Here is a 23,073-nt window from a genome sequence, read left to right on the forward strand (position 1 = left end):
TAGGAAAGAAGCTGAGACATAAGTGTTTTAGTCATAGTAAAACCCGAATTCCTTTGCATACCACTAGGCAAAGGAGTTCGGGTTTTTAATTTGGTTTACCAACATTTAAATGTCATTGTTTCCAGCGGTTGATTGGAGTGCAAGACGAAGACTCCTGTGGGAGAGTAGCTAATGTGAGACCCCGCAGGCATGCCGAGGAGTCTCACGGGTTACCCACGGAAAGCGAAGTCTGCACAGGAATCATTAGCGGTATAAATAATTTAAATTGATCTTGTTCATCATTAAATAGGATCTTTCCCAATCCTCATCACCTGATGATCAAGCCCCGCTCCCCTTTCTCAACCATCACTTCTCCAGTAGCCTTGCCTGCTATAATGGCCCTGGCAAGTTTTGTTTCGATTTCTTTTTGCAAGAAACGTTTCAATGGACGGGCCCCGTACACGGGATCATAGGCCGACTCAGCTATGAAGGACTTGGCTTCGTCCGTGATTTGCAGGGAGAGACCTTGTTCAGCTACCCTCTCTTGCAGCTCCTTAAAGAGCTTATCAATGATGCCTTTAATATTGTTGACGCTTAGGGGTTTGAATAAAATGATATCATCCACCCTGTTCAGAAATTCCGGTCGGAAAGAAGCCCTCAGCTGACCCATGACCAATTCCTTCGTTTCTTCATTGATCTCCTCTTCTCCGTGATTGCGCTCAAGAAGATGGGTTGATCCGATGTTGGAGGTCATGATGATCACTGTGTTCTTGCAGTCCACGGTTCGTCCGGCAGAATCGGTGATCCTCCCATCATCAAGCATCTGAAGAAGGATATTGAACACTTCTGGATGGGCTTTTTCGATCTCGTCAAGTAGGATCACCGAATATGGCTTACGTCGGATAGCTTCAGTAAGCTGGCCCCCTTCTTCATAGCCCACATACCCGGGAGGGGCTCCCACCAGTCTTGAAACCGCGTGTTTCTCCATGTACTCTGACATATCGATACGGATCATGTGATCCTCACTATCGAAAAGGGTCTGGGCGAGGGTTTTTGCAAGCTCGGTTTTTCCTACTCCTGTGGGACCCAGGAAGATGAATGATCCGATAGGACGGTTGGGATCCTTGATCCCTGCCCTTGCCCGGATGACGGCATCTGTCACCAGACCGACCGCCTCATTCTGACCGATGACCCGCTCATGAAGGATGCTATCGAGTTTCAGGAGCTTTTCCCTTTCACCCTCCACCAATTTCGTTACGGGGATTCCCGTCCACCTGGCTACAATGCCTGCAATCTCTTCTTCCGTGACTTCTTCCCTCAGCAAACGTCCCTCTTCTTCCTTCAGCGCTTTTGCCTCGAGACCGGCAAGCTCTTTTTCAACTTCAGGGATCTTCCCATGCCTGAGCTCCGCTGCTTTGTTCAAATCATATTGATTTTCTGCATCCTCTAGGGACCGGCGCAGTTTTTCAAGCTCCTCACGTTTTTCCTGGACGATGGCGATGCTTGCTTTTTCCTGCTCCCATTTCATCTTCATGCCGTTCAGCTTTTCCTTCAGGCTGGCAAGGTCCCCCCTGATCGAGTCAAGCCTTCCCAGGGAAGCCGCATCCTTTTCTTTCACCAGAGCCGCTTCTTCGATTTCAAGTTGCATCACCTTCCTGGTGACTTCATCGAGCTCTGTAGGCATCGAATCGATCTCGGTTCGGATCATGGCACAGGCTTCATCAATAAGATCGATGGCCTTATCCGGCAGGAAACGATCGGTGATGTAGCGGTCAGACAGCATCGAAGCCGCCACGATGGCCCGGTCATGGATATTGACACCATGGTGGATTTCAAAACGATCCTTAAGTCCACGGAGGATCGAGATCGTATCTTCCACGGTCGGTTCTTCTACAAGCACTTGCTGAAAGCGTCGCTCGAGGGCAGGATCTTTTTCAATATACGTACGATGTTCATTGAGCGTCGTCGCGCCGATACAGTGAAGTTCCCCCCTGGCGAGCATCGGTTTCAGGATATTTCCTGCATCCATCGCTCCCTCGGTTTTGCCTGCACCGACAATCGTATGCAGCTCATCGATGAAGAGGATGATCCTTCCCTCACTTTTTTTCACATCTTTCAGTACCGCCTTCAGTCGCTCTTCGAATTCCCCCCTGAACTTCGCCCCTGCTACGAGTGAGCTCAGGTCCAATTCAAAGATGGTCTTATCCTTCAACCCCTCCGGAACATCTTTTCGGACGATCCGCTGAGCAAGGCCTTCTACGATGGCCGTCTTCCCTACACCCGGTTCCCCGATCAGAACGGGATTATTTTTGGTTTTCCTTGAAAGGATCCGGATGACATGACGGATTTCTCCATCTCGTCCGATAACCGGATCAAGCTTTCCGGATCGCACCTCTTCCACAAGGTCCCTTCCATACTTCTTAAGGGCTTCATATTTCATCTCAGCCTGTTGATCTGTCACTTTGTCCCCTCCCCTGATGGTTTCCACCTGATTTTGAATCGATTGTTGCTCAATCCCTTTTGAAAGGAAGTAACGCGTTATGGGATGATCTTGCTGACGGTAGATCCCTACAGCAAGATGTTCTGTAGATATGTACTCATCACCCCATTTTTCCATAAGCTGTTTGGCATCATCAAGGAGACGACGAATATCAGCAGCGAAGTATTGTCCATAAGGAATATTTTCCCCCTGTACCTCCGGGACCTGCTCAATCCTTGACTGTATAAACTCCTGCAGCTCTGAAATATCGAGATCCATCCGGGCGTAGAGGGAAGCCAAAAAGCTGTCCGGCCCTTCAAGCAGACGATCCCACAGATGGATCAACAGGATGTCCGTATGCTTTTTCTCCTTTGCCAGTTCTCCTGCCGCCACGAGCCCCTCCTGGATGGCAACGGTGAATTGATCAAAATTCATGCACTCACTCCTCCTTGACCATTCTTGACCTTTTCTTTATTATAGCTCTTTTCGTCCGTATTAGAAAACAAAAGCCCATGGCTATACAAAAAAGGATGGAGCTGATGCCCCATCCCTAATCATTACGGCTTCCTTGCATACGTCCAGTGGCGATCGTCGTTTGTCGTCTCAGGAAAACGATCCCCGGCCTTCAGTTTAGCCTGCTTCGGGTGATTGACGGTACTCCCGGTTTCACCGATTTCAATGTATATCCCATTATTGGGTGCTTTTTCGCCACCCTTGAAGTGTCTGCGCTGTCCCATTGTGACCCCTCCTTTATGAAGCATGTGCTTCGCTTCTATTTTTCGACATACGGGAGCCATTCATACCTGTCAGAAATATGTCAATCTCTTTTCGATTGGGCAAATTCCCTTTACAGTCTTTTACTCAATGGTGTTAAATGAATTAGTGTGAATTTTTTTGCTTGGAGGAAAGAAAATGGATTTTATTTTAATACTGAAGTACCTGGTACTCGGACTCATTCAAGGTTTGACCGAACCGATTCCGATCTCATCCAGTGGCCATCTTCAAATTATTCAGCATTTCTTTAATATCAAGACCACTTCATTAACGTTTGAAATTCTTGTGAACACCGCATCCCTGCTGGCAGTGCTCATCATTTACCGCCAAGATATCTACAGGCTGATTGCTAACGGGCTCGGATACTTCAAGACGAAGTCCCCGGAAAATACCCGGGATTTCAAATTCATCCTTTTCTTGATCGTCGGGACGATACCTGCAGGCGTCATCGGTGTCCTTTTCGGTGATGATATCGAGGCGCTCATTTCTGATCGTATTATCACAGTGGGAATCACCCTGATCATTACGGGTATTGCCCTATGGCTGATCCGTAATCTGCGCGGGCGAAAAAATGATGGGGATCTCAACTTGAAGGATGCCATCATCGTGGGACTCGCACAGGCAGTTGCCCTGATACCGGGTATCAGTCGTTCAGGCGCCACCATCGTCGCAGCCATGGGACGGGGGATGAAACCCGAAACCGCCCTTCGATTTTCTTTCCTTTTATACATACCTGTTTCGTTCGGTGTCATGTTGCTCGGCATCAAAGACATGATCAACGACCCTAAATTAGGGGAACTGGCCGTACCATATACCGTTGCATTCCTGGCCTCCCTCATTGCATCCTACTATGCATTAAGATGGTTCATGGGGATCATGGCAAGGGGCAACCTGAAAGTGTTCGCCATCTACTGCTTTGTTGTCGGCGGTGGCGTGGCACTATTTTCCCTTCTATAATTCACGAAGAGGAATATCCTTTACCTATCTAAACGAAATGGTGTGAGGCTGTGGGACATGTACCTGGATCGATCAAAGAGATGTTCATGCTGGAAGGTCTACCATATGATGTTTCCAAAGGAAGCTACCTGTTTCTTGAAGGAAAAGTTCCTAGCCACTTGTTCTTTATCAAGGAAGGGCATATCAAAGTAACGAGGTCCACACCCGGTGGACGTGAACTGGCCCTTCGAATTGTCGGAGCCGGGGATGTGGTGGGAGAATTGATTTGCGGGGATTCTACCTGTTCGGTCAGTGCCCGGGCGATGGATCGCTGTTCCCTCCTCTCGATTCCTATTACCGATTTCGAGGCATCTCTTTTGGACGATCGTGTGAGGAACCGTGATTGGATGAAATGGGTTCAGCTGCAACAGAGGAAAGACCAATCGAGATTCCGGGATCTTCTTCTTCATGGAAAGAAGGGCGCCCTATATTCAACCTTGATCCGTTTGACCAATACGTACGGTGAACACCAGGTGGACGGGATCGTCATCGGAATCTGCCTCACCAATCAGGACCTCGCCGATTTCTGTGGTGCCTCCAGGGAAATGGTGAACCGGATGCTTCACGACCTAAAGGAAGACGGGGTGCTTTCCATCAATAAAGGCTTCATCACCATTCATAAACTGGATCGACTGAAAGAAATGATCGATTGCGATCAATGCCCCCTATGCATTTGTCAAATCAACTAGAAAAGGGCCTGCAATGTGCAGGCCCTTTTCTTATGGAACGATTAGCGGATCCCTAATGCAATCTTGGCATAGCGTGACATATTGTCCTTGCTCCAAGGCGGATTCCATACGATGTCGACTTCAGTATCTTTTACTTCAGGGATATCACGAAGCGCTGTTTTCACCTGATCCACGATGGTCCCGGCGAGGGGACATCCCATGGAAGTCAGCGTCATCGTAACGGTGGCCGTTCCTTCTTCATTCAATTCCACGTCGTATACCAATCCCAGATTCACGATGTCTATTCCGAGTTCAGGGTCCACCACTTGTTCAAGGGCGCCCATCATATTATCTTTCAGATCTTGATCCACACGATCACTCCTATCTGTCCGTATTCTTAACCCATCTTAACAAATTCTGTCCCATATGACAAAAGGTTACGCCATCAGATGGTCGACGAACCAGTCCACGAGCTTCAAGACACCGTCTCGGCTTACTTTGTGATCGGCTTTCTGATCTTCAAGGAAGACCAGTTGATCCTCGCGCCCTTCATAGAAAGGAAGAAGTTCCGTATACGCTTCGTATGTAAGCTGGAACGGGACGACTTTATCATTTTTACCATGCCAGAACATCAGGGGACGTCCGTTCAGCTTTTCCGGTTGCAGACTGAGATCGAACCGTGAGAGCTCGGACAAGATTTCTTCGACCTGCCCCTCTGTGAAAGGATTCTCATAGCCCATTTTTTCAAGCTGGCCAAGCTGAGCCTTTGCTAGCTTCACATAGGATGGGTTTCCCATGAGGGATACCGCACTGTTGATCCATTCATATTGAGTCAGGGCACCAAGGGTCACGATTCCGCCCATGCTCGTTCCGGCAAGACCGATTCTCTCCTCGTCGATCAGGCCATCCCGGGCGAAAGTCTCCTTGAGGATTTCCAACTCCTTGATGGTATGGATGACGATGTTCCAGAATCGTTTGCCCAGCTCATATTCGGTCTTACCTGTCCCCCGCTCCCCGTGTTCAAGACAATCGGGCAGGATCACCCTGAAGCCTTTCTCGGCTAAATAATAGGCATAGTGCAGATTATGCTCCTTCGCACTCGTGAATCCGTGGACGAAAAAACACGTCGGCAGCGCTTCATTGCGGTATTCTTCTTTCACCAGATGAAGAAAGGGGATTTCTTCAATGGTATTATTCTCTACGTTGATCACGATCGTCCGCTCCTTCCAGGTATAGCTTCCTTCCTATGATATCCTAGTGGAAGAAGCATGTATATTATTTGGCCTTCACCTCCACGTTCAGTGGACAAGCGTGCGGCCTTATGCGTACACTACAACTAGAGAACATATAAATGGGGGATTAGTGAACATGAAAGATAAACATCTTATCGTCCTTGACCTGGACGGAACCTTGCTTACAGATGAAAAGAAAATATCCGTGCGCACGTTGGAGACCCTCACTAAAGCCAGGAAAAATGGGCATGAGGTCATGATCGCAACAGGCAGACCATTCCGTGCGAGTGAACTTTACTATAAGCAGATGGGGCTCAATACGCCGATCGTCAACTTCAACGGAGCATTCGTCCATCACCCGGGTGACCCTTCCTGGGGAGTCCATCATGAACCGATGGACCTTGAGACAGCCAAACAGATCATTGATGCCTGTCACGGTTTTAAATTCCAGAATATCGTGGCGGAAGTGAAGGATGATGTGTACCTTCACTATCATGATGAAAAGATCATCGATGTATTCATGATGGGGAATCCGTCCATCTCTACCGGAGATATACGCCAAGTATTGAAAGATCACCCCACTTCCATGCTGATCCATGCTGATGAACACGATGTTCCGGAGATCCGTTCCCACCTCGATGACGTCCATGCAGAACTGATCGATCATCGCCGCTGGGCTGCTCCTTGGCACATCATCGAAATCGTCAAAACTGGCCTGAATAAAGCCGTCGGCATCGAAAAAGTGGCCGCGAGCCTTCAAATTCCACAGGACCGCATCATTGCCTTCGGTGACGAGGATAATGATCTTGAAATGATCCAATACGCCGGAACGGGCGTAGCCATGGGGAACGCCATCGATCCACTTAAAGATCTTGCCAATCATATCACGGAAAGTAATGAAGACGACGGGATCGGCAGATTCCTTCAAAGGCATCTTGAATTGTAATGTTTGCAATGGAGGGTAATACTTGCTAACGTATTTCAATGGATTTCAGCCATACTAATCAGGAGCGTCTAAGTGGCGCTCCAACTTCGATAAGGGGTGGTTAGGATGGGAAGGAACAAGTCCAAGCGTTTTGTACAGCAAGGAAAAAATGCGGTCTCGAAACATGATGAACGCATTCCATACCATTTGACTTATGCCGAGGCAGAAGCAAGGAAGCTTTCCAATACTCCTTACGACGGAGGTCTGTAAAATGGCAAATCCACTTTTCCGACAGGCCCGGACCGCAGTAGAGGAAGCCTGTGGCTCACAATCGGATCCACAGGCGATACAGAAAGCGAAAAATGCCCTTTCCTCTGCATTTGCCAACTCGAATAACGAGGAAAGAAAGCAGCTTCACTCCATGCAGGATGAGTTGAACCGCCTATCGTAAGAACATGCAAAAGGGCAGCCGATAAAACGGCTGCCCTTTGTTTAGTCTTTCCTGAAAAATCCGAATACACCTGTCGTTTGGACAATATTCGTAAAAGCCTGGGGATCGACTTCCTTGATGGTGTGCTCCAGTTCATACAGTTCATATCTGGAGATGACGATGATGAGCATTTCTTTATCTTCCCCTGAGAAAGCCCCTTTGGCCGGCACCGTCGTAATTCCTCTCACCAGCTTCGCATGGATGGCATCTTTCAGTTCCTGCGTCCTTTTCGTGATGATCATGGCGGTAAGCTTTTCATGCCGCGTATGGATGGCGTCGATGACCCTGGTCGTCACATAAAGCGTCACCAGCGTGTAAAGGGATTTTTCCCACCCATACAGGAAGCCCGCTGAAATGATGATGATTGAATTCATGATGAAAAAATAGGTTCCGACCGGTCGGTCCTTCAACCTGGAAAGGATCATGGCGATGATATCCATCCCTCCCGTCGACGCACCGTACTTAAGGGTAAGACCGACTCCGACTGCAGCAATGACACCGCCAAATACAGCGTTGAGGAGGATATCGGGTGAAAGCTCCACCACAGGGATGACTTCAAGGAAGAATGAAGTCAGGAAAACCGAGACGAAGCTGTAGATCGTAAATGACCGACCGACCTTCATCCATCCCAAGATGGTGACGGGTATGTTCAGTATGAATAATAAGATACCTGTAGATAGGTGGAACGGAGTGAATTCTTTCAGGAGGCTGGATAATAATTGAGCCATACCCGTGAATCCACTTGCATATACATTAGCAGGAATCAGGAAGAAGTTCATGGCAACAGCCCCAAGGACCGCTCCCACCAATACAACAAGAAACTTCTTCGCTTCCAGGGTAACGTGCATTTTTTTCATGAATCGAACTCCTTTGGCAAGTGTTGTTGTTCCTTATGTTCCACACTATATCACAGCTAAACCCCTTGTACATGATCCTTATGTACAAGAATTTGAATAACTATCGATTGTACTTTTACTGAAAAATAGCTAGACTAAACCTATATAACGAAAAAAGGTGATAGATATGAACGTTAAACTTTTTGCTGATAGTGCCAGCGACCTGCCGGTAACTTTCTTCGACCAACCCAACATAGAACTGCTTCCCCTGCAGGTACATATCGACGGACATGATTACGAGGATCTTGTCACGATCCAGCCAAAGGAAGTTTTTGATAAAATCCGCGAAGGTCATGTTCCGAAGACCTCCCAGGTTTCGCCCGATGTGTTCCTGAGGTCCTTCACGGAGCTTGCCAAGTCCGGTGATCCAGGTGTCTACATCGCCTTCTCCTCCCAACTTTCAGGGACCTATCAGACAGCGGTGATGATCAAGGATCAAGTGAAGGAGGAGTATCCCGATCTTGATTTGACCATCATCGATTCCCGTAGTGCCTCCCTCGGGTACGGACTATCGGTGATCAAAGCCGCAGAGGTGCTCCACGCTGGCGGTACCAAGGATGAAATCGTGGAAACGGCACGCTACCATGTGGAACATATGGAGCATCTGTTCACCGTCGAAGACCTGGAATATCTCGCCAAGGGCGGCCGCGTCTCCAAAGCATCTGCATTTCTCGGAGGGTTGTTGAACATCAAGCCCCTTCTTCATGTGGAAGACGGGAAACTTGTGCCACTGGAAAAACATCGCGGGAAGAAGAAGCTCCTCAAGCGCATTCTCGATCTGATGGAAGAACGCGGAAACAACCTTTCCCAACAGACGATCGGCATTTCCCATGGAGATGATGAAGAGCTTGCACTCGAGATGAAGGCGATGATCGAAGAGCGTTTCTCCCCTAAAGATGTTACCATCAATATTATTGGATGCGCTGTAGGTTCTCATACAGGCACCGGCACCCTCGCCATCTATTTCTTGAACTGATCAAAGACATATTCCTCCCCGTCCTGCCCATACTAAGGGAAAAGGAGGGTCTATCATGTCACATACATCAGACAATGAGAAGAAAGCCAGGGACAATAACGCCCTGCTTCAGAAAAAGAACAAGCTGAAAGAAAAGAATAGAGAATCGGGTAAACATCAATTCTCAAAAAAAACGGATCATCTTTGACCGGCTGCCGCCTTTTCCTATGGCGGCTTTTTTGTTGCCGATAACCCAAGAAATCAATTCCATAAGGGGAATATCCTGTACTTTATACCTCTCCAGGTGGTATTTTAATAAGAGAAAAGAATCATGCACATTCGGAGGGATATACATATGGCAAAAGAGAATTCATTTGATATCGTTTCACAGGTTGATATGTCTGAAGTTAGCAACGCGATTCAAATTGCACTGAAGGAAGTTAAGACCCGCTATGATTTCAAAGGGAGCAAAAGCGATATCTCACTTGATGGTGAAGAGCTCGTCCTGATTTCGGATGATGAGTTCAAGATGAACCAACTGAAGGATGTCCTTCTTGGAAAGCTGATCAAGCGCAATGTGCCTGTCAAGAATCTGGACTATAGTAAGCTTGAAGGAGCTTCAGGCGGTACCGTGCGCCAACGCGCCAAGCTTGTACAGGGAATCGATAAAGAAAATGCGAAAAAAATCAATCTCCTGATCAAACAGTCGGGTGTGAAAGTCAAAAGCCAGGTACAGGACGACCAGGTCCGGGTTACGGGAAAAAGCAAAGATGATCTTCAACAAATCATGGCAGCTGTCAGGGGAGCCGACCTCTCCATCGACGTCCAGTTTGTGAACTTCCGCTGATCCTTCTGTTTCTTCTATCTGTCCGATGGGTATCATAAACCCATCGGACTTTTTATTTTTAGGAGGCAGAACATGACTAAAAAAGTGATCATCATCGGAGCGGTCGGTGGCGGGGCCACCACGGCATCCCAGCTCAGGAAGCTTGATGAAACAATGGAAATCATCGTCCTTGAAAGAACCGATCACCTCTCATACGGCGCCTGCGGGATGCCCTATTATCTCGGGGATGTGATCAAGGATCGTGAAAGCCTGTTCGCCGCCACTCCTGAATCCCTTCAAACAAAAAAAGGGCTGGACGTCAGGATGAAGCATGAGGCATTAACGATCGACAGGGAACAAAAGACCTTACATATTCGCAACCATACCACCAATGAGGATTATGAAGAGACTTATGACGTACTGGTTCTTGCCACCGGCGCCTCCTCGATCCTCCCAGATATTCCGGGACTGGAGCAGATTCCCGCCTTCCATCTGCGGACCGTCGCAGACATGGACCGGATGAAGCAGCACCTTGTAACAGAAAAGCCCACATCCTGTGCCATCATAGGCGGAGGCTACATCGGGGTGGAGATGGCGGAAAACCTTTCGGAACTCGGCATGAGTGTATCGGTAGTGGAGCGCTCTTCGCAGCTCATCCATATCATTGACCCTGAAGCGGCCGAAATCGTTCAGCACCACCTCAAAGAAAATGGAATCAATGTTTATCTTGAAGATGGGCTACACGAAGTGACGGGCCAAGATCAACTTAAGCTCGACAGCGGAAAGATGGTCCAAGCTGATTGCCTGCTTCTTGCCGTGGGAATCAAACCGAACAATAAACTCGCAGAACAGGCGGGACTTTCTCTTGGGGAATCGGGAGGCGTGAAGGCGAATGAGTTCATGCAAACCGACGACCCTTCCATCTACTGTGTCGGGGACGCCGTCGAGTCCATCGATTTCATCGATCACGCCCCTAAGCAGGTGCCCCTCGCATGGCCTGCCCATCGACAGGCTTATGTCATCGCGAGACATATCACAGGGGATCCCGTGCCATTCCACGGGATGCTCGGAACGGCCATCGCGAAAGTATTTGATCTCCACGTCGCTTCCACAGGTCTCGGCGAAAAGGAATTGACCAAGAAGGGCTATCGATTCAAGACCATTGTCCACAAAGGGAAATCCCATGCCGCCTACTACCCTGGGGCGAAGGATGTATACGTACGAGTCCACTTCGATCCCTCCAGCGGGAAGATCTATGGAGGGAGCGTCATCGGCGAAGAAAAAGTCGATAAACAAATCGACATCCTTGCTACCGCCATTTATGGGGGGATAACGATCACTGGACTTCAGGAAATCGAAACGTGCTATGCCCCACCATTCTCTTCTCCAAAAGGACTGTTGAACATGGTCGGATACAAGGCTGAAGCCGAAATGGATTGACCGGAGTCTTAATGATCGAAAATCTGCAAAGATGACGTTATCATTTCCAAACGTTGGGTAAACACTATTCCATATGATGAACTACTAAAAAAGGAGTGTTTGCATTGACCGAACAAAATAAACAGCAATTCCCCCCTCAGCACCAGGATCACCAGCCCGGTACAATCGATGAAATGAACCCCCAGCCGATCCATACCGATCAAAATTACAAAGGCAGCGGCAAACTGGACGGGAAAGTAGCCCTAATCACGGGAGGAGACAGCGGAATCGGACGTTCTGTTGCGTGGTATTTCGCCCGTGAAGGAGCAGATGTGGTCATTTCCTATCTCGATGAACATGAAGACGCACAAAAAACGAAAGAGCTCGTTGAAGCGGAAGGTGTCAACTGTGAGCTCCTCCCGGGTGACATCGGGGATTCCCATTTCTGCAATGAGCTTGTGGAAAAGACGATCTCCCGATTCGGCAAACTGGACGTTCTCGTGAACAATGCTGCTGAACAGCATCCGCAAGCGGGTCTTGAAGAGATCGATGATGAGCAGCTGGAGCGCACGTTCAGGACCAATATCTTTTCCATGTTCTATGTGACCCGGGCTGCCCTTCCCCACTTGAAGGAAGGGGCTTCCATCATCAATACGGCATCCATCACTGCGTATAAAGGCAGTAAAGACCTGATTGATTATTCGGCCACCAAGGGGGCCATCGTCAGTTTCACCCGCTCCCTTGCCGACAATATCGCTTCCAAGGGCATCAGGGTGAATGGAGTGGCTCCGGGACCGATCTGGACGCCGCTTATCCCTTCCACCTTCACCTCGGAGAAGGTTTCACAGTTCGGAGGCAATACACCGATGGCTAGAGCGGGACAACCATTCGAGCTTGCACCTGCATATGTATACCTCGCGAGTACAGACTCCACATACGTTTCGGGTCAGATGATCCATGTCAATGGCGGCATGATCGTGAACGGGTGAGGCAACCAACGCCAAAAGGCATTCCGATTGGAATGCCTTTTGGCTTGCCTATCTTTACCTCTTACGCGTGCACGATTGCCGCTCCACTATGCAATGGGGAACGATGATCCGCTTGACCGGCTCGAGGGGATCTTTAATCTTCTGGATCAGATTCTTCGCTGCTTCATTCCCAAGTTTGAAGATATTGATATCAACCGAGGTCAGGGGTGGGCGGGACATCTCCGCCAGCAGGACGTTATTGAAGCTGACGATGGAGATATCATCCGGCACCGTGATCCCCATCTCGTCCAGGGTATTGAGTACCCCAAGGGCCATCAGATCATCTGCCACCACCAGGGCCGTCGGAGGTTCCTCGAGCTGCATCAGCTCATTGATGGCTTCCCGGCCGCCTTCCCGGAGGAACTCCTCATGGATGATGTAGTCATCATGAAGCTCAAGTCCGGCCTCACCCAGCGCTTTTTCATAGCCTAATAATCGTTCGACCGTCACTACCAGGTTCAGATCTCCACCGATGAATCCGATGCACGTATGCCCGAGATTCAACAGATGCTCGGTCACCTCTTTTGTCGCCCGGAAATTGTCATTGTCCACATGGGTGATTTCTTCTGCATACTTGTATGGCTTCCCGATCATCACAAAGGGAAAATCCCTTTCCCTCAGGTAGTTCATCACCCGGTCTTCCACCCTGGAGTATAGAAGGACGATCCCGTCCACCCTTCCTCCCTGGACCATCTGAACAATGCCCTCATAGATTTCCTCCTCGGTCTGGCCAGTGGACATTTGCAGCGCATATTGTTCTTTATGGGCGCCTTCACTAAGGCCCCTCAACACGGTTGGGAAAAATGGATTCTGTGAAAATGTGCTCGTGGACCCGGGCATGACCAGACCCAGGACCTGTGTCGATTGATTGGCGAGGCTTCTGGCGATGAAGTTAGGGTGATATCCGAGCTCGGTCATGGCTTCCCTCACCTTCTTCTTCGTCTTCTCACTGATTCTTGGATTATTGGCAATGACGCGTGAAACCGTCGAAGGAGCAACGTCCGCAAGCCTTGCCACATCCTTTATGGTAATCGCCATGTATTCCACCTCTATTCTTTCTGATGCTTATTCTTTTTACCGCGTTTTTTCACTACATATAGGAATACCATGAATAATACGTAGACTATCCCAAGAGCGACGAGGAATGGGATATTGAGCCCGGACTTACTCTTCAGCTCATAGATCTCCGATTCTTCACGGTCGAGGACGATCTTATAGGTCCCTTCACTGTCGCTCCTGACAAGGTCCGTTGTCAGGAGACTCTTCAGCTCTTGATCTGCTTCCAACTGATCTTCCGTCAGATCGATCGTTTGTGTTTCCTTCGTATTATTGATGGCGATCAGCAGGGTTTGATCTTTATAGGTCCTCTTGTAGATCCCCATGCCGTCATTTTCGTATACCTTTTCGATCTCTCCCCTTGTGAGGGCAGGTTGGGTCTTCCGCAGCTCCCCAAGGCGGGTGATGTAATCGATGAGTTCTTTATCGGCCCGGAAATTCATCAGCCTCCTGTTATCAGGATCTTCTCCCCCATCGACGGCAATTTCAGAACCATAGTAGAGGATCGGGATCCCAGGCGTTGTATACATATAGGTAAGGGCGAGCTTCCACCTCGTTCCCGGGAACTCCTTCTCTTCCACCATCAATCGCGTGAATCGTTTCATATCGTGGTTATCGATGAAGGTACCCATCAAGTAAGGGTTCTCATAAAAGGTCTGATTGTATCCCCAGAAATTGAAAAGCCGATCCATGGATGTATCCGGTTTCTTGAATACCTGCCGCATTTCTTCGGCCTGGGGTACATTGACGAATCCATCGATCCCCACTCCATTATATTCTGCTATCTTCTCAGGGTCCGTGTCGAACACTTCACCTAAGAGGTAAAAATCATCCTTCTCTGCTTTTACTTCTTTCGTGAAGTCCTTCCAAAACTCCTTCGGTACGTGCTTCACAGTATCAAGGCGATACCCATCGATATCGGTTTCCTTGATCCACCACTTAGCGGCATCGATCAGGTATTCCTTCACTTCCGGGTTCTCTGTATTCAAATCGGGCAGGTCGTATAACCAGTCATTTTTCACGCTTTCTTCATCTTCAAAGTTCATCGTCTGCTTTTCATGGAACCAGTCTGCCTTAGCAGGATCCGTCACCCATGGGTGCTCAGGTCCGACATGATTCACAACAAAATCAAGGATGATCTTCATATCGCGTTTGTGCGCTTCTTCCACAAGCTTCTTAAACGTTTCAATCGAGCCGAAATGCTCTTCTGTCTTATAATAGTCGGTGGTCCAATATCCATGGTATCCCCCAGGCTGATTCTCAAAAATCGGGGTGAGCCAGATGGCTGTGAAGCCCATCTCCTGAATGTAATCCAAGCGATCGATGATCCCCTGGAAATCTCCCCCTTGATAACTCAGCGGGTCGTTGGCGTCCACGTTTTTATCATTGCTTGAATCCCCATTGTTGAATCGGTCCACCATCAAAAAGTAAATCGATTCATCCTGCCACATTCGCTCTTCTTTTTCAGCTGCACCTACCGGATGGGCGTAAAAAAGAAGAAACGGGACTAAAATGAGAGATAACACTCTTCTTTTCATCTCCGCTCCTCCTCCAAATGTTAGTAACGCCTATAAGATTATCCTTTCGTGCCCCCTGCCGTCAATCCTGAAACGAAGTATTTCTGGAAGAAAAGGAAAAGTAGGGCAATCGGTACAGCAATCAGGACAGAACCTGCTGCAAACGTTGTGAATTCCGCCCCGAATTGCTTCGCGACCATATCATACAGGGCCACGGGGAGCGTATACATCTTCTCTGAGCGAAGCAGGATGCTTGCAATGATAAAGTCTGCGAACGGTGAGATGAATGAAAACAGGGCCACAACGGCGATGATCGGTTTTGCAAGTGGCATGACGATCTGCAGGAAGATCCTGAGATGTCCTGCACCGTCGATCTTCGCTGATTCATCGAGCTCCTTCGGGATGGTGTCGAGATACCCTTTCATCAGCCACGTGTTCATGGGGATCTGTCCTCCGACGTAAACGAGGATAAGCCCGAGATGGCTGTCAAGGAGTCCTGTCAAAAGCGCCAGGACGAAAATGGCAATCAGCGCTGCAAAGTTCGGAATCATCTGCAGGACGAGGAAGGCCATCAGCCCATTTTTCCGTCCGACGAAACGGTAGCGTGAAAAGGCATATGCCGTCAAACTCACAAGGCACACGGTCAGGGCCATGGTCGAGAGACTCACCTTCAATGAATTCCAATACCAGAGCATATAGTTGCTTTCTTCTAGATTGAATAGCTCCTTATAATGAGCAAGGGTCGCATTTTTAGGGATGATGCTCGAACCAGACAAACTCTGCCCGGGATTGAACGAGGAACCGATGATCCATGCGACAGGATAGAGAATCACCGCGAACATGATGCCAATGACAAGATACGATAAGGTCAACCGGATGATTTTTTGTTTTTTCATTTTACATCATATCCTCTTCCTGGAATGATTTCGTCTTCTTGAACTGCCAGATGGCCACTGTGATGACGATGATGGACAGGAGCAGCGTGATGGCTGCAGCCTTTGAATACTGCGCTGATGTCATGGTCAATCGATAGATCCATGAGATCAGGATGTCGGTACCGCCGGCATTTTGACCTGTCAGTGCCGGACCGCCACCGTTGAATAGATAGATGACGTTGAAATTGTTGAAGTTGAATGTGTACTGGGTGATGATGATCGGTGCCGTTGCAAACAGGACAAGGGGCAATGTGATATTCTTGAACTTTTGTACTGCCGAAGCACCGTCCACGGTCGCGGCTTCGTATAATTCATCCGGGATCGACTGAAGTACTCCGGTCGTCATGGCAAAGATGAACGGGAAGCCAAGCCACATCTGGATCATGATCAGGGCAATCCTCGAAAATAGCGGCTCTGTCATCCATGGGAGTCCTTCGATGCCGAAGAATCCGAGGATATCACGATTGATGGCACCGAATGATTCGTTGAACATCCCGGCGAAGACGAGGATGGAGACGAATGCAGGAATGGCCCACGGCAGGATTAGAACCGTACGGATGACGGCTTTTCCCTTCAGATCTTTTTGATTTACGATGATGGCCAGGAAGATTCCAAGAGCCACTTGCAGGGTAGTGGCACCTAAAGTCCAGACCAGCGTCCACGCAAGGACCGTCACGAAGGTTTCACGCCAGATATCGATCTTGAAGATATCGACGAAGTTCTGGATGCCAACCCAGTCTACGAGTTTTGCAGGCGGAGAGTGATAGAGATCATAGTTCGTGAATGCCAGTAGGACAACGAAGATGATCGGGAAAATGACCACGAAGATCAGAAGAAGGAATCCCGGCGACATGATAAGGTAGGGAAAACCATTATCTACAAGGTTCCGATACTGTTCGCGGATCGTCGCGATCTTCTCTCCATTGTCCCTTTTGGCTCCGTTCTTATAAGCGTCCCTCAGATTATACAGATAGAATGCGATTCCGAATAAGATGACGATGATGGCCAAAATGCCGTACACCATAAGGAAGATGGAATGATCCCCATAGGAAACATCGGTACCCAGGGTCGTAATGCCCCAGAGCCCTAAGGATATGAGATCCTTGAACACCAGGATGAAGGAAAGGGTCATGATGAGGAAGAAGACCCCCTTCAGGATTTGACGATGGTAAAGCTGGCCAAGGCCGGGAATGAGAGATAGGGCCAGTGCCGTTTTTCTATGTTTAGTAGTAGGATTGGATTGATCCATCCTGAACTCCCCCTTTATCTTTATGTTTCAAGAGCTTTCTAAGCCGGCGGCTATTTGCTTAGAAAGCTCTTGAAAAGGATGGCGGCACCCGCAGACAGGTGCCGCCACTCTTCATCAGTTAGAATGGTTGGCTTTAATGTTATCCTCGATTTGCTTGACCGCAGCATCCAGGGCCGCTTTCGGCTCCTGCTTGCCTGTCACGACCGTTTGCAGTGATTTGGCCATCGGATCCCAAACTTCACCCATTTCAGGGATGTTCGGCATCGGTACAGCGTATTTGGACTGCTCAGCAACAGCTTTAGCGCCTTCATTTTCAGCAATCGCAGAATCATTGATCAAGCCTTCGTTTGTTGGTACTTCCTGTGTTTGTTCAAAACGATATTTCGCATTTTCATCTTCTGTGATGAATTCAACGAATTTCTGTGCCCATTCTTTGTTCTTGGAATAGCCGGATACATGCCATCCTTTAACACCCATGAATGTTTTCATCGGCTCGCCGTTCGGAAGCTTCGGCATCGCTGTGACACCGATATCGATCCCCGCATCCTTGTAGCCTTGGAAAGACCATGGTCCGTTCATGACAGATGCCACTTTGCCTTCGTTGAACAGTCCGTCCATGGCGGATCCACCGTTTTCACCGATGATTCCTTTAGGGAATAATCCTTCTTTGTACCATTTCTGAATATATTCTGTTCCTTCTACTGCTCCATCGTTGTTCAAACCAAGATCTTTCGGATCAAGGGCTCCGTCATTTTCAGCGAACACATAGCCACCGTATCCACCCATCGGTGCGTGGGCAAAGTAGAAGTTATCCCATAGAGCAAGGAAACCATAGTTGCCATCTTTCGTGAAATCTTTTGCGAACGAGTATACATCATCCATTGATGCAGGTGCTTCTTTCATCAATTCTTTGTTATAGATGAATACTGGTGTTTCAGACGATTTTGGCAGGCCGTAAAGCTTCCCATCATAGCTTTCTGCCAGAATAGAAGACTCTGTGAAACGCTTCTTGACGTCATCAGACACTTCAAGTGGTGCAATATGACCTGCAAGGGCAAGTTCCCCGATCTGATCATGTGGGAATGTTACGACATCGGGACCCGTACCTGCTGGTCCATCGAGGCGCAGCTGCTCTTTCATTTTAGAAGCCATTTCGACTTCCTTCACCTCGAGCTCGATACCTGTTTCTTCCGTGAACTTCCTACCGACTTCGTCCAGCCATCCGGATTTCTTCTCATCTTCCCAGACGACCAGTTTTTCAGGCTTATCTTTGTTTTCCGCCTTCTTGCCTCCGTCTCCGGATGCTCCTTCTTCCCTGTTCGGACCACATGCAGCCAATACCCCTGCTACCAACAACAAGACCATGAATAACGAAACGACTTTCTTCACCCTGACCCCTCCTAATGGTTGTCAATTTCCGAATGTGGACAACCGCTTGCACAAAAACGGGAGTATTCCCCTGGAATCTATGTATGGTCCCCGGGCTTCCCCTATCGGATTTCCATAAATGATTGACCTCCACCCGATATAAGATAACGTTTTCATTTTTATTGTGAAAGCGATTGCACAATCTACTATCATTATACTAAGTAACGCCCATTTGACAATACCTTTTTAGTAAAAACTTTTCTATGTCATTACATAATTGACAACCTCCTATAATTGGAATACTCTTTAGTGGAATTCATAAAAGGAGGAAAAGCCATGTTCCTTGAAGCCATTTTTCACCAACCAAGAGATCAATATGCATACGCTTGCACTGAAACAGACCTGCACATCCGTATCCGGACGAAACGGGGCGACATCCACACCATCCGTCTTTTGCACGGTGACCCCTACGATTGGAGCGATGGCGAGTGGCAATATGCCGACCTTGAAATGACCCTCACAGGCAGTGATCAATTCTTTGATTACTGGCAGGCCACCGTCACCCCTTCCTTCAAGCGGCTTCGATATGGTTTTCTCCTTTCGGACGGCGAAGAAGACATTTTCTATGGAGAAAAAGGGTTCAGCGGTGAACCATCATTTGAAATCGGCGACTATTTTTGCTTTCCTTTCCTTAATGCCATCGATGTGTTCGGTGCACCCGAATGGGTGAAGGATACCGTTTGGTACCAAATATTCCCTGAACGATTCGCCAATGGGGATCCTTCCAATGATCCCGATGGCACATTGGAATGGAATGCGGAAGAACCGGCCCCCGATCATTTCTTCGGAGGCGACCTTCAGGGGGTCATCGACCATATTGACTATTTAAAGGAGTTGGGGATCAACGGAATTTATTTCACCCCGATCTTCAAAGCCCCCTCCAACCACAAATATGATACGACCGATTACATGGAGATCGATCCTCACTTCGGGTCGGAAGAGACCTTGAAGGAACTCATCCATGCTTGTCATGACCGCGGGATCAAGGTCATGCTTGATGCGGTGTTCAATCACAGCGGTTATCATTTCAGCCCATTCCAGGATGTACTGGAAAAGGGAGAGGAATCTCCTTATAAGGATTGGTTCCATCTGCACGATTTCCCGGTGGACCCCGAGTCGAACCCACCCAATTATGATACCTTCGCCTTTGAGGCATCAATGCCTAAACTGAATACGGAACACCCGGAGGTCAAGGAGTATCTATTGAATGTCGGACGTCACTGGGTGGAAGAATTCGATATCGACGGTTGGCGGCTGGATGTTGCCAATGAAGTGGACCATCAGTTCTGGAGGGACTTCCGCCATGCCGTGAAATCCATCAAGCCTGACCTGTATATCCTCGGAGAAATATGGCATGATTCCATGGCATGGCTGAGGGGCGATCAATTCGATGCGGTCATGAATTATCCCTTCACCACCAACATCCTGAAGCTGTTTGCCCACGAAGCCATTTCTCCTGAAACCTTCGTTGAGAATATGACCACCGTCATGCATATGTACCCTCAGACTGTGACCGATGTCAACTTCAATCTTGTAGGGAGCCATGACACCCCGCGGATCTTAACCGAGTGCGGAGAAGATGTCAGGAAGCTGAAGTTGCTGTATACCTTCATGCTCACCTCTCCGGGAACTCCATGTATCTATTATGGGGATGAGGTCGGACTGACGGGCGGTCAGGATCCAGGCTGCCGCAAATGCTTCCCATGGGACGAGGAACAGCAAGACCTCGACCTGCATGGACATGTTCAAAAACTGACCTATCTCCGCCAGGAATATGATCTACTCAGGAATGAGGGAGTTTTCAGCTTCCTTCCGTCTGCAGGAGAGGACCGCCATGTGGCCTTTACGAAATCGGACGGCGACAGGACGATCCTCGTCGTATTGAATTGTTCCGACACCGACTTGGAATACACGATTCCATTCGAGCTGAAAGGAGTCCCCCTCTTGAATATACTTACAGGGGAGGAGTTCACGGCAGAAGCGGAAAGCATCGAATTAACGCTTGAAGCATACGGTTTCGCCATCATCAAGTTTTAAGGCATCTCTAAGTAAGGAGTCAATATGGACACAAAAAAACGCATCACCCTGTTTGCCCTCACGTGGCCGATCTTCATCGAGATCCTTCTTCATATGCTCATGGGGAATGCCGATACACTCATGCTCAGCCAATATTCGGATCGTTCCGTTGCAGCCGTCGGTGTGGCGAATCAGATCCTCTCTCTCATCATCGTCATGTTCGGTTTCATCGCAACCGGTACGGCCATCCTGGTGGCCCAGCACCTCGGAGCCAAGGAACATGTCATATCCGGGGAAATCGCCCTCGTATCCCTTATCACGAACCTGGCATTCGGAGTGCTACTGAGTGCACTCCTTCTGCTGACAGGAAAAGGTATCCTGGACATCATGGGGCTTCCCCGGGAACTCATGGATGAAGCATCCGGTTACCTCCGGATCGTCGGAGGATTCATCTTCATCCAGGCACTCATCATGACGGCAGGGGCCATCCTCAGGAGTTATGGATATACAAAAGATGCTATGTACATCACTATCGGCATGAACATCCTGAATGTAGCAGGAAATTATCTATTCATATTCGGCCCATTCGGATTTCCGGTCCTTGGAGTGGAAGGCGTGGCGATATCCACCATCGCCTCCCGCTTCATCGGTCTTGTCGTAAGCATCATCGTCATTATGAAGCGCATTCCTTCAGCCCTGCCACTTAACAGGCTGAGGCATATACCTGTCCGGCATATGAAGAGCCTGCTGAAGATCGGGATACCATCTGCCGGTGAGCAATTATCATACAACGGCTCACAGATGGTGATCACCTACTTCATCGTGAGTATCGGAACCTATGCCCTGACCACCAAAGTATACGCACAGAACCTGATGATGTTCATTTTTCTTTTCAGCGTGGCCATCAGTCAAGGCACACAGATCATGATCGGCCATATGATCGGCGCCCGTCAATACGAGGACGCCTACGCACGATGCCTAAAAAGTCTTAAAATCGCCATCATCATTTCACTGTGCATGGCAGGAATCGTCTCGATTGCAGCAGAACCATTATTGGGGATCTTCACTTCCAACGAGGAGATCATCTCTTCGGCTAAGGTCCTGATCTATCTCACCCTTCTCCTGGAACCAGGGAGAAGCTTTAATCTCGTTGTCATCAATGCATTGAGGGCAGCCGGTGATGTTAAGTTCCCAGTTTATCTCGGCATCGCCTCGATGTGGGGTGTCGGTGTCCCCCTTTCCTATCTCCTCGGCATCACTCTTGAGCTCGGGCTCGTCGGCGTTTGGATTTCCTTCATAGCAGACGAATGGCTCAGGGGCCTTCTCATGCTGAGGCGTTGGCGAGCAAGAACTTGGATCCATAAAGGATTTGTCAGGAATGAAAAGGCCGTTTGATCCAACTGAAGCCGGGACAAACGTGTTTTAACTGTAGTAAAACCCGCATTTATTTGCCTATGATCAGGCAAGTGAATGCGGGTTTTTGCTTTTTAATTATTTCTAGCGGTTGATTGGAGTGCAGGACGAAGACTCTTTCTGGAAGTGTAGATGACGCGAGAACCCCAGGCTTGCCAAGGAGGCTCTCGGGCTACCAGCGGAAAACGAAGTACATTAGCGGTAGAGAAATATATATTGATTTTATTCGTTATCAGATGGGAACTTTTTGATTTTTTGATCCTTCTCTTTTTCATGCAGGAAAAATAATGTGAAGTTTTTTTACATTTAACCGCTTACATGCAAAATTAACACTTGAACTTTTTATATTTTCTGAATATGATAGTTGATATAACTTAGTCATGTCATAAAAACTAACATCAAATTCAGGAGGCGAAAAAATGAAAAAAGTGGAAGCGATCATTCGCGCAGAGGCATTCATCAACTTACGTGAAGCACTGAGCACCAGAGGATTCAGTGGATTGACCGTATCAGAAGCAGCCGGCTGCGGAAAACAAAAAGGGAAACAAGGGATATTCAGGGGCAATAAATTCGAAATCAAGCTGGTCCCCAGGATCAAGGTTGAAATGGTCATTGATGATGATCAAGTCGAAGATATCATTGATCTGATTGTCGAGTACTGCAGCACCAACACGGTAGGTGACGGTAAGATCTTCATCTTCCCCGTGGAGGAGGTCATCCGGATCCGTTCTGGAGAAAGAGGCAAGCAAGCCGTATTATGAGTCATCAATCAAAACCAATTGGAGGGGTTAC

23 protein-coding genes are annotated in these 23,073 nt (G+C 48.5%); 13 read left to right on the plus strand and 10 right to left on the minus strand.

Annotation, left to right across the window (positions count from 1 at the left end):
- Nucleotides 1-307 precede the first annotated feature (307 nt).
- Together clpB and AF331_RS08055 are read right to left on the minus strand one after the other, a co-directional pair.
- Complete coding sequence (gene clpB / locus AF331_RS08050) at nucleotides 308-2,893, minus strand: ATP-dependent chaperone ClpB (RefSeq protein ID WP_053427555.1); 2,586 nt, start codon at nucleotides 2,891-2,893, stop codon at nucleotides 308-310.
- A gap of 122 nt (nucleotides 2,894-3,015) precedes the next feature.
- A complete protein-coding gene (locus AF331_RS08055) occupies nucleotides 3,016-3,195 on the minus strand; it encodes a YjzC family protein (protein WP_048004339.1) in 180 nt (59 codons plus the stop codon).
- A gap of 175 nt (nucleotides 3,196-3,370) precedes the next feature.
- On the opposite strand from AF331_RS08055, the gene AF331_RS08060 reads away from it, so the two are divergent.
- Both AF331_RS08060 and AF331_RS08065 read left to right on the plus strand, forming a co-directional pair.
- Complete coding sequence (locus tag AF331_RS08060; protein ID WP_053427556.1) at nucleotides 3,371-4,189, plus strand: undecaprenyl-diphosphate phosphatase; 819 nt, start codon at nucleotides 3,371-3,373, stop codon at nucleotides 4,187-4,189.
- 50 nt (nucleotides 4,190-4,239) lie between these two features.
- On the plus strand, nucleotides 4,240-4,917 hold the full coding sequence (locus AF331_RS08065) for a Crp/Fnr family transcriptional regulator (RefSeq protein WP_053427557.1): 678 nt from the start codon (nucleotides 4,240-4,242) through the stop codon (nucleotides 4,915-4,917).
- Nucleotides 4,918-4,958: 41 nt separating this feature from the next.
- On the opposite strand, the gene AF331_RS08070 is transcribed toward AF331_RS08065, so the two are convergent.
- Complete coding sequence (locus tag AF331_RS08070) at nucleotides 4,959-5,267, minus strand: metal-sulfur cluster assembly factor (RefSeq protein ID WP_053427558.1); 309 nt, start codon at nucleotides 5,265-5,267, stop codon at nucleotides 4,959-4,961.
- Between the two features lie 66 nt (nucleotides 5,268-5,333).
- Nucleotides 5,334-6,107 carry an alpha/beta fold hydrolase gene (locus tag AF331_RS08075; RefSeq protein ID WP_053427559.1) on the minus strand — a complete coding sequence of 258 codons (774 nt, stop codon included), beginning with the start codon at nucleotides 6,105-6,107 and terminating at the stop codon, nucleotides 5,334-5,336.
- A gap of 157 nt (nucleotides 6,108-6,264) precedes the next feature.
- On the opposite strand from AF331_RS08075, the gene AF331_RS08080 reads away from it, so the two are divergent.
- The 3 genes from AF331_RS08080 (at nucleotide 6,265) to AF331_RS08085 (ending at nucleotide 7,504) form a co-directional block, all read left to right on the plus strand.
- Nucleotides 6,265-7,074, plus strand: a complete 810-nt coding sequence (locus AF331_RS08080) for a Cof-type HAD-IIB family hydrolase (protein WP_053427560.1) — start codon at nucleotides 6,265-6,267, stop codon at nucleotides 7,072-7,074.
- Between the two features lie 105 nt (nucleotides 7,075-7,179).
- Nucleotides 7,180-7,323, plus strand: coding sequence for a hypothetical protein (locus AF331_RS22740; RefSeq protein ID WP_162838955.1), 144 nt, complete (start codon nucleotides 7,180-7,182; stop codon nucleotides 7,321-7,323).
- 1 nt (nucleotide 7,324) lies between these two features.
- Nucleotides 7,325-7,504, plus strand: a complete 180-nt coding sequence (locus AF331_RS08085) for a DUF3813 domain-containing protein (protein ID WP_053427561.1) — start codon at nucleotides 7,325-7,327, stop codon at nucleotides 7,502-7,504.
- Nucleotides 7,505-7,545: 41 nt separating this feature from the next.
- Here AF331_RS08085 and AF331_RS08090 read toward each other — a convergent pair whose 3' ends face one another.
- The gene (locus tag AF331_RS08090) at nucleotides 7,546-8,391 is read right to left on the minus strand and encodes a YitT family protein (RefSeq protein ID WP_053427836.1); all 846 of its coding nucleotides are present in this window, start codon (nucleotides 8,389-8,391) and stop codon (nucleotides 7,546-7,548) included.
- Between the two features lie 175 nt (nucleotides 8,392-8,566).
- On the opposite strand from AF331_RS08090, the gene AF331_RS08095 reads away from it, so the two are divergent.
- The 5 genes from AF331_RS08095 (at nucleotide 8,567) to AF331_RS08110 (ending at nucleotide 12,628) form a co-directional block, all read left to right on the plus strand.
- A complete protein-coding gene (locus AF331_RS08095) occupies nucleotides 8,567-9,415 on the plus strand; it encodes a DegV family protein (RefSeq protein ID WP_053427562.1) in 849 nt (282 codons plus the stop codon).
- A 55-nt stretch (nucleotides 9,416-9,470) separates the two neighbouring features.
- The gene (locus AF331_RS22150) at nucleotides 9,471-9,602 is read left to right on the plus strand and encodes a DUF3941 domain-containing protein (protein WP_152915555.1); all 132 of its coding nucleotides are present in this window, start codon (nucleotides 9,471-9,473) and stop codon (nucleotides 9,600-9,602) included.
- 147 nt (nucleotides 9,603-9,749) lie between these two features.
- Nucleotides 9,750-10,241 (plus strand): YajQ family cyclic di-GMP-binding protein, encoded by a 492-nt coding sequence (locus AF331_RS08100; RefSeq protein WP_053427563.1) that lies wholly within the window; start codon nucleotides 9,750-9,752, stop codon nucleotides 10,239-10,241.
- Nucleotides 10,242-10,313: 72 nt separating this feature from the next.
- Nucleotides 10,314-11,660, plus strand: a complete 1,347-nt coding sequence (locus tag AF331_RS08105; protein WP_053427564.1) for a CoA-disulfide reductase — start codon at nucleotides 10,314-10,316, stop codon at nucleotides 11,658-11,660.
- A gap of 104 nt (nucleotides 11,661-11,764) precedes the next feature.
- Nucleotides 11,765-12,628 (plus strand): SDR family oxidoreductase, encoded by an 864-nt coding sequence (locus AF331_RS08110; RefSeq protein ID WP_053427565.1) that lies wholly within the window; start codon nucleotides 11,765-11,767, stop codon nucleotides 12,626-12,628.
- 54 nt (nucleotides 12,629-12,682) lie between these two features.
- Here AF331_RS08110 and AF331_RS08115 read toward each other — a convergent pair whose 3' ends face one another.
- The 5 genes from AF331_RS08115 to AF331_RS08135 all read right to left on the minus strand — a co-directional run bounded on the left by AF331_RS08115 (nucleotide 12,683) and on the right by AF331_RS08135 (nucleotide 18,813).
- A complete protein-coding gene (locus tag AF331_RS08115; RefSeq protein WP_053427566.1) occupies nucleotides 12,683-13,705 on the minus strand; it encodes a LacI family DNA-binding transcriptional regulator in 1,023 nt (340 codons plus the stop codon).
- 11 nt (nucleotides 13,706-13,716) lie between these two features.
- Nucleotides 13,717-15,261 (minus strand): alpha-amylase family glycosyl hydrolase, encoded by a 1,545-nt coding sequence (locus AF331_RS08120; protein WP_053427567.1) that lies wholly within the window; start codon nucleotides 15,259-15,261, stop codon nucleotides 13,717-13,719.
- 38 nt (nucleotides 15,262-15,299) lie between these two features.
- Nucleotides 15,300-16,136 (minus strand): sugar ABC transporter permease, encoded by an 837-nt coding sequence (locus AF331_RS08125; protein WP_048004351.1) that lies wholly within the window; start codon nucleotides 16,134-16,136, stop codon nucleotides 15,300-15,302.
- Between the two features lies 1 nt (nucleotide 16,137).
- Nucleotides 16,138-17,424, minus strand: coding sequence for a carbohydrate ABC transporter permease (locus AF331_RS08130; protein ID WP_053427568.1), 1,287 nt, complete (start codon nucleotides 17,422-17,424; stop codon nucleotides 16,138-16,140).
- A gap of 114 nt (nucleotides 17,425-17,538) precedes the next feature.
- Nucleotides 17,539-18,813, minus strand: a complete 1,275-nt coding sequence (locus tag AF331_RS08135) for an extracellular solute-binding protein (RefSeq protein ID WP_053427569.1) — start codon at nucleotides 18,811-18,813, stop codon at nucleotides 17,539-17,541.
- Nucleotides 18,814-19,128: 315 nt separating this feature from the next.
- On the opposite strand from AF331_RS08135, the gene AF331_RS08140 reads away from it, so the two are divergent.
- The 3 genes from AF331_RS08140 (at nucleotide 19,129) to AF331_RS08150 (ending at nucleotide 23,042) form a co-directional block, all read left to right on the plus strand.
- The gene (locus AF331_RS08140) at nucleotides 19,129-20,889 is read left to right on the plus strand and encodes an alpha-glycosidase (protein WP_053427570.1); all 1,761 of its coding nucleotides are present in this window, start codon (nucleotides 19,129-19,131) and stop codon (nucleotides 20,887-20,889) included.
- A 24-nt stretch (nucleotides 20,890-20,913) separates the two neighbouring features.
- Nucleotides 20,914-22,263: an MATE family efflux transporter gene (locus tag AF331_RS08145; RefSeq protein WP_053427571.1), complete on the plus strand. Its 1,350-nt coding sequence runs from the start codon at nucleotides 20,914-20,916 to the stop codon at nucleotides 22,261-22,263.
- Between the two features lie 437 nt (nucleotides 22,264-22,700).
- Nucleotides 22,701-23,042, plus strand: coding sequence for a P-II family nitrogen regulator (locus tag AF331_RS08150; protein ID WP_053427572.1), 342 nt, complete (start codon nucleotides 22,701-22,703; stop codon nucleotides 23,040-23,042).
- The last annotated feature ends 31 nt before the right edge of the window (nucleotides 23,043-23,073 follow it).

It is taken from the genome of Rossellomorea marisflavi, from assembly GCF_001274775.1.
Lineage (GTDB): Bacteria > Bacillota > Bacilli > Bacillales > Bacillaceae_B > Rossellomorea > Rossellomorea marisflavi.

Coding starts and splice junctions, on each gene's coding strand:
- AF331_RS08060 (WP_053427556.1), top strand. CDS start 3,371: ATGGATTTTATTTTAATACTGAAGTACCTGGTACTCGGACTCATTCAA.
- AF331_RS08145 (WP_053427571.1), top strand. CDS start 20,914: ATGGACACAAAAAAACGCATCACCCTGTTTGCCCTCACGTGGCCGATC.
- AF331_RS08085 (WP_053427561.1), top strand. CDS start 7,325: ATGGCAAATCCACTTTTCCGACAGGCCCGGACCGCAGTAGAGGAAGCC.
- AF331_RS08115 (WP_053427566.1), bottom strand. CDS start 13,705: ATGGCGATTACCATAAAGGATGTGGCAAGGCTTGCGGACGTTGCTCCT.
- clpB (WP_053427555.1), bottom strand. CDS start 2,893: ATGAATTTTGATCAATTCACCGTTGCCATCCAGGAGGGGCTCGTGGCG.
- AF331_RS22740 (WP_162838955.1), top strand. CDS start 7,180: ATGGGAAGGAACAAGTCCAAGCGTTTTGTACAGCAAGGAAAAAATGCG.
- AF331_RS08130 (WP_053427568.1), bottom strand. CDS start 17,424: ATGGATCAATCCAATCCTACTACTAAACATAGAAAAACGGCACTGGCC.
- AF331_RS08105 (WP_053427564.1), top strand. CDS start 10,314: ATGACTAAAAAAGTGATCATCATCGGAGCGGTCGGTGGCGGGGCCACC.
- AF331_RS08090 (WP_053427836.1), bottom strand. CDS start 8,391: ATGCACGTTACCCTGGAAGCGAAGAAGTTTCTTGTTGTATTGGTGGGA.
- AF331_RS08140 (WP_053427570.1), top strand. CDS start 19,129: ATGTTCCTTGAAGCCATTTTTCACCAACCAAGAGATCAATATGCATAC.
- AF331_RS08125 (WP_048004351.1), bottom strand. CDS start 16,136: ATGAAAAAACAAAAAATCATCCGGTTGACCTTATCGTATCTTGTCATT.
- AF331_RS08150 (WP_053427572.1), top strand. CDS start 22,701: ATGAAAAAAGTGGAAGCGATCATTCGCGCAGAGGCATTCATCAACTTA.
- AF331_RS08100 (WP_053427563.1), top strand. CDS start 9,750: ATGGCAAAAGAGAATTCATTTGATATCGTTTCACAGGTTGATATGTCT.
- AF331_RS22150 (WP_152915555.1), top strand. CDS start 9,471: ATGTCACATACATCAGACAATGAGAAGAAAGCCAGGGACAATAACGCC.
- AF331_RS08055 (WP_048004339.1), bottom strand. CDS start 3,195: ATGGGACAGCGCAGACACTTCAAGGGTGGCGAAAAAGCACCCAATAAT.
- AF331_RS08095 (WP_053427562.1), top strand. CDS start 8,567: ATGAACGTTAAACTTTTTGCTGATAGTGCCAGCGACCTGCCGGTAACT.
- AF331_RS08080 (WP_053427560.1), top strand. CDS start 6,265: ATGAAAGATAAACATCTTATCGTCCTTGACCTGGACGGAACCTTGCTT.
- AF331_RS08120 (WP_053427567.1), bottom strand. CDS start 15,261: ATGAAAAGAAGAGTGTTATCTCTCATTTTAGTCCCGTTTCTTCTTTTT.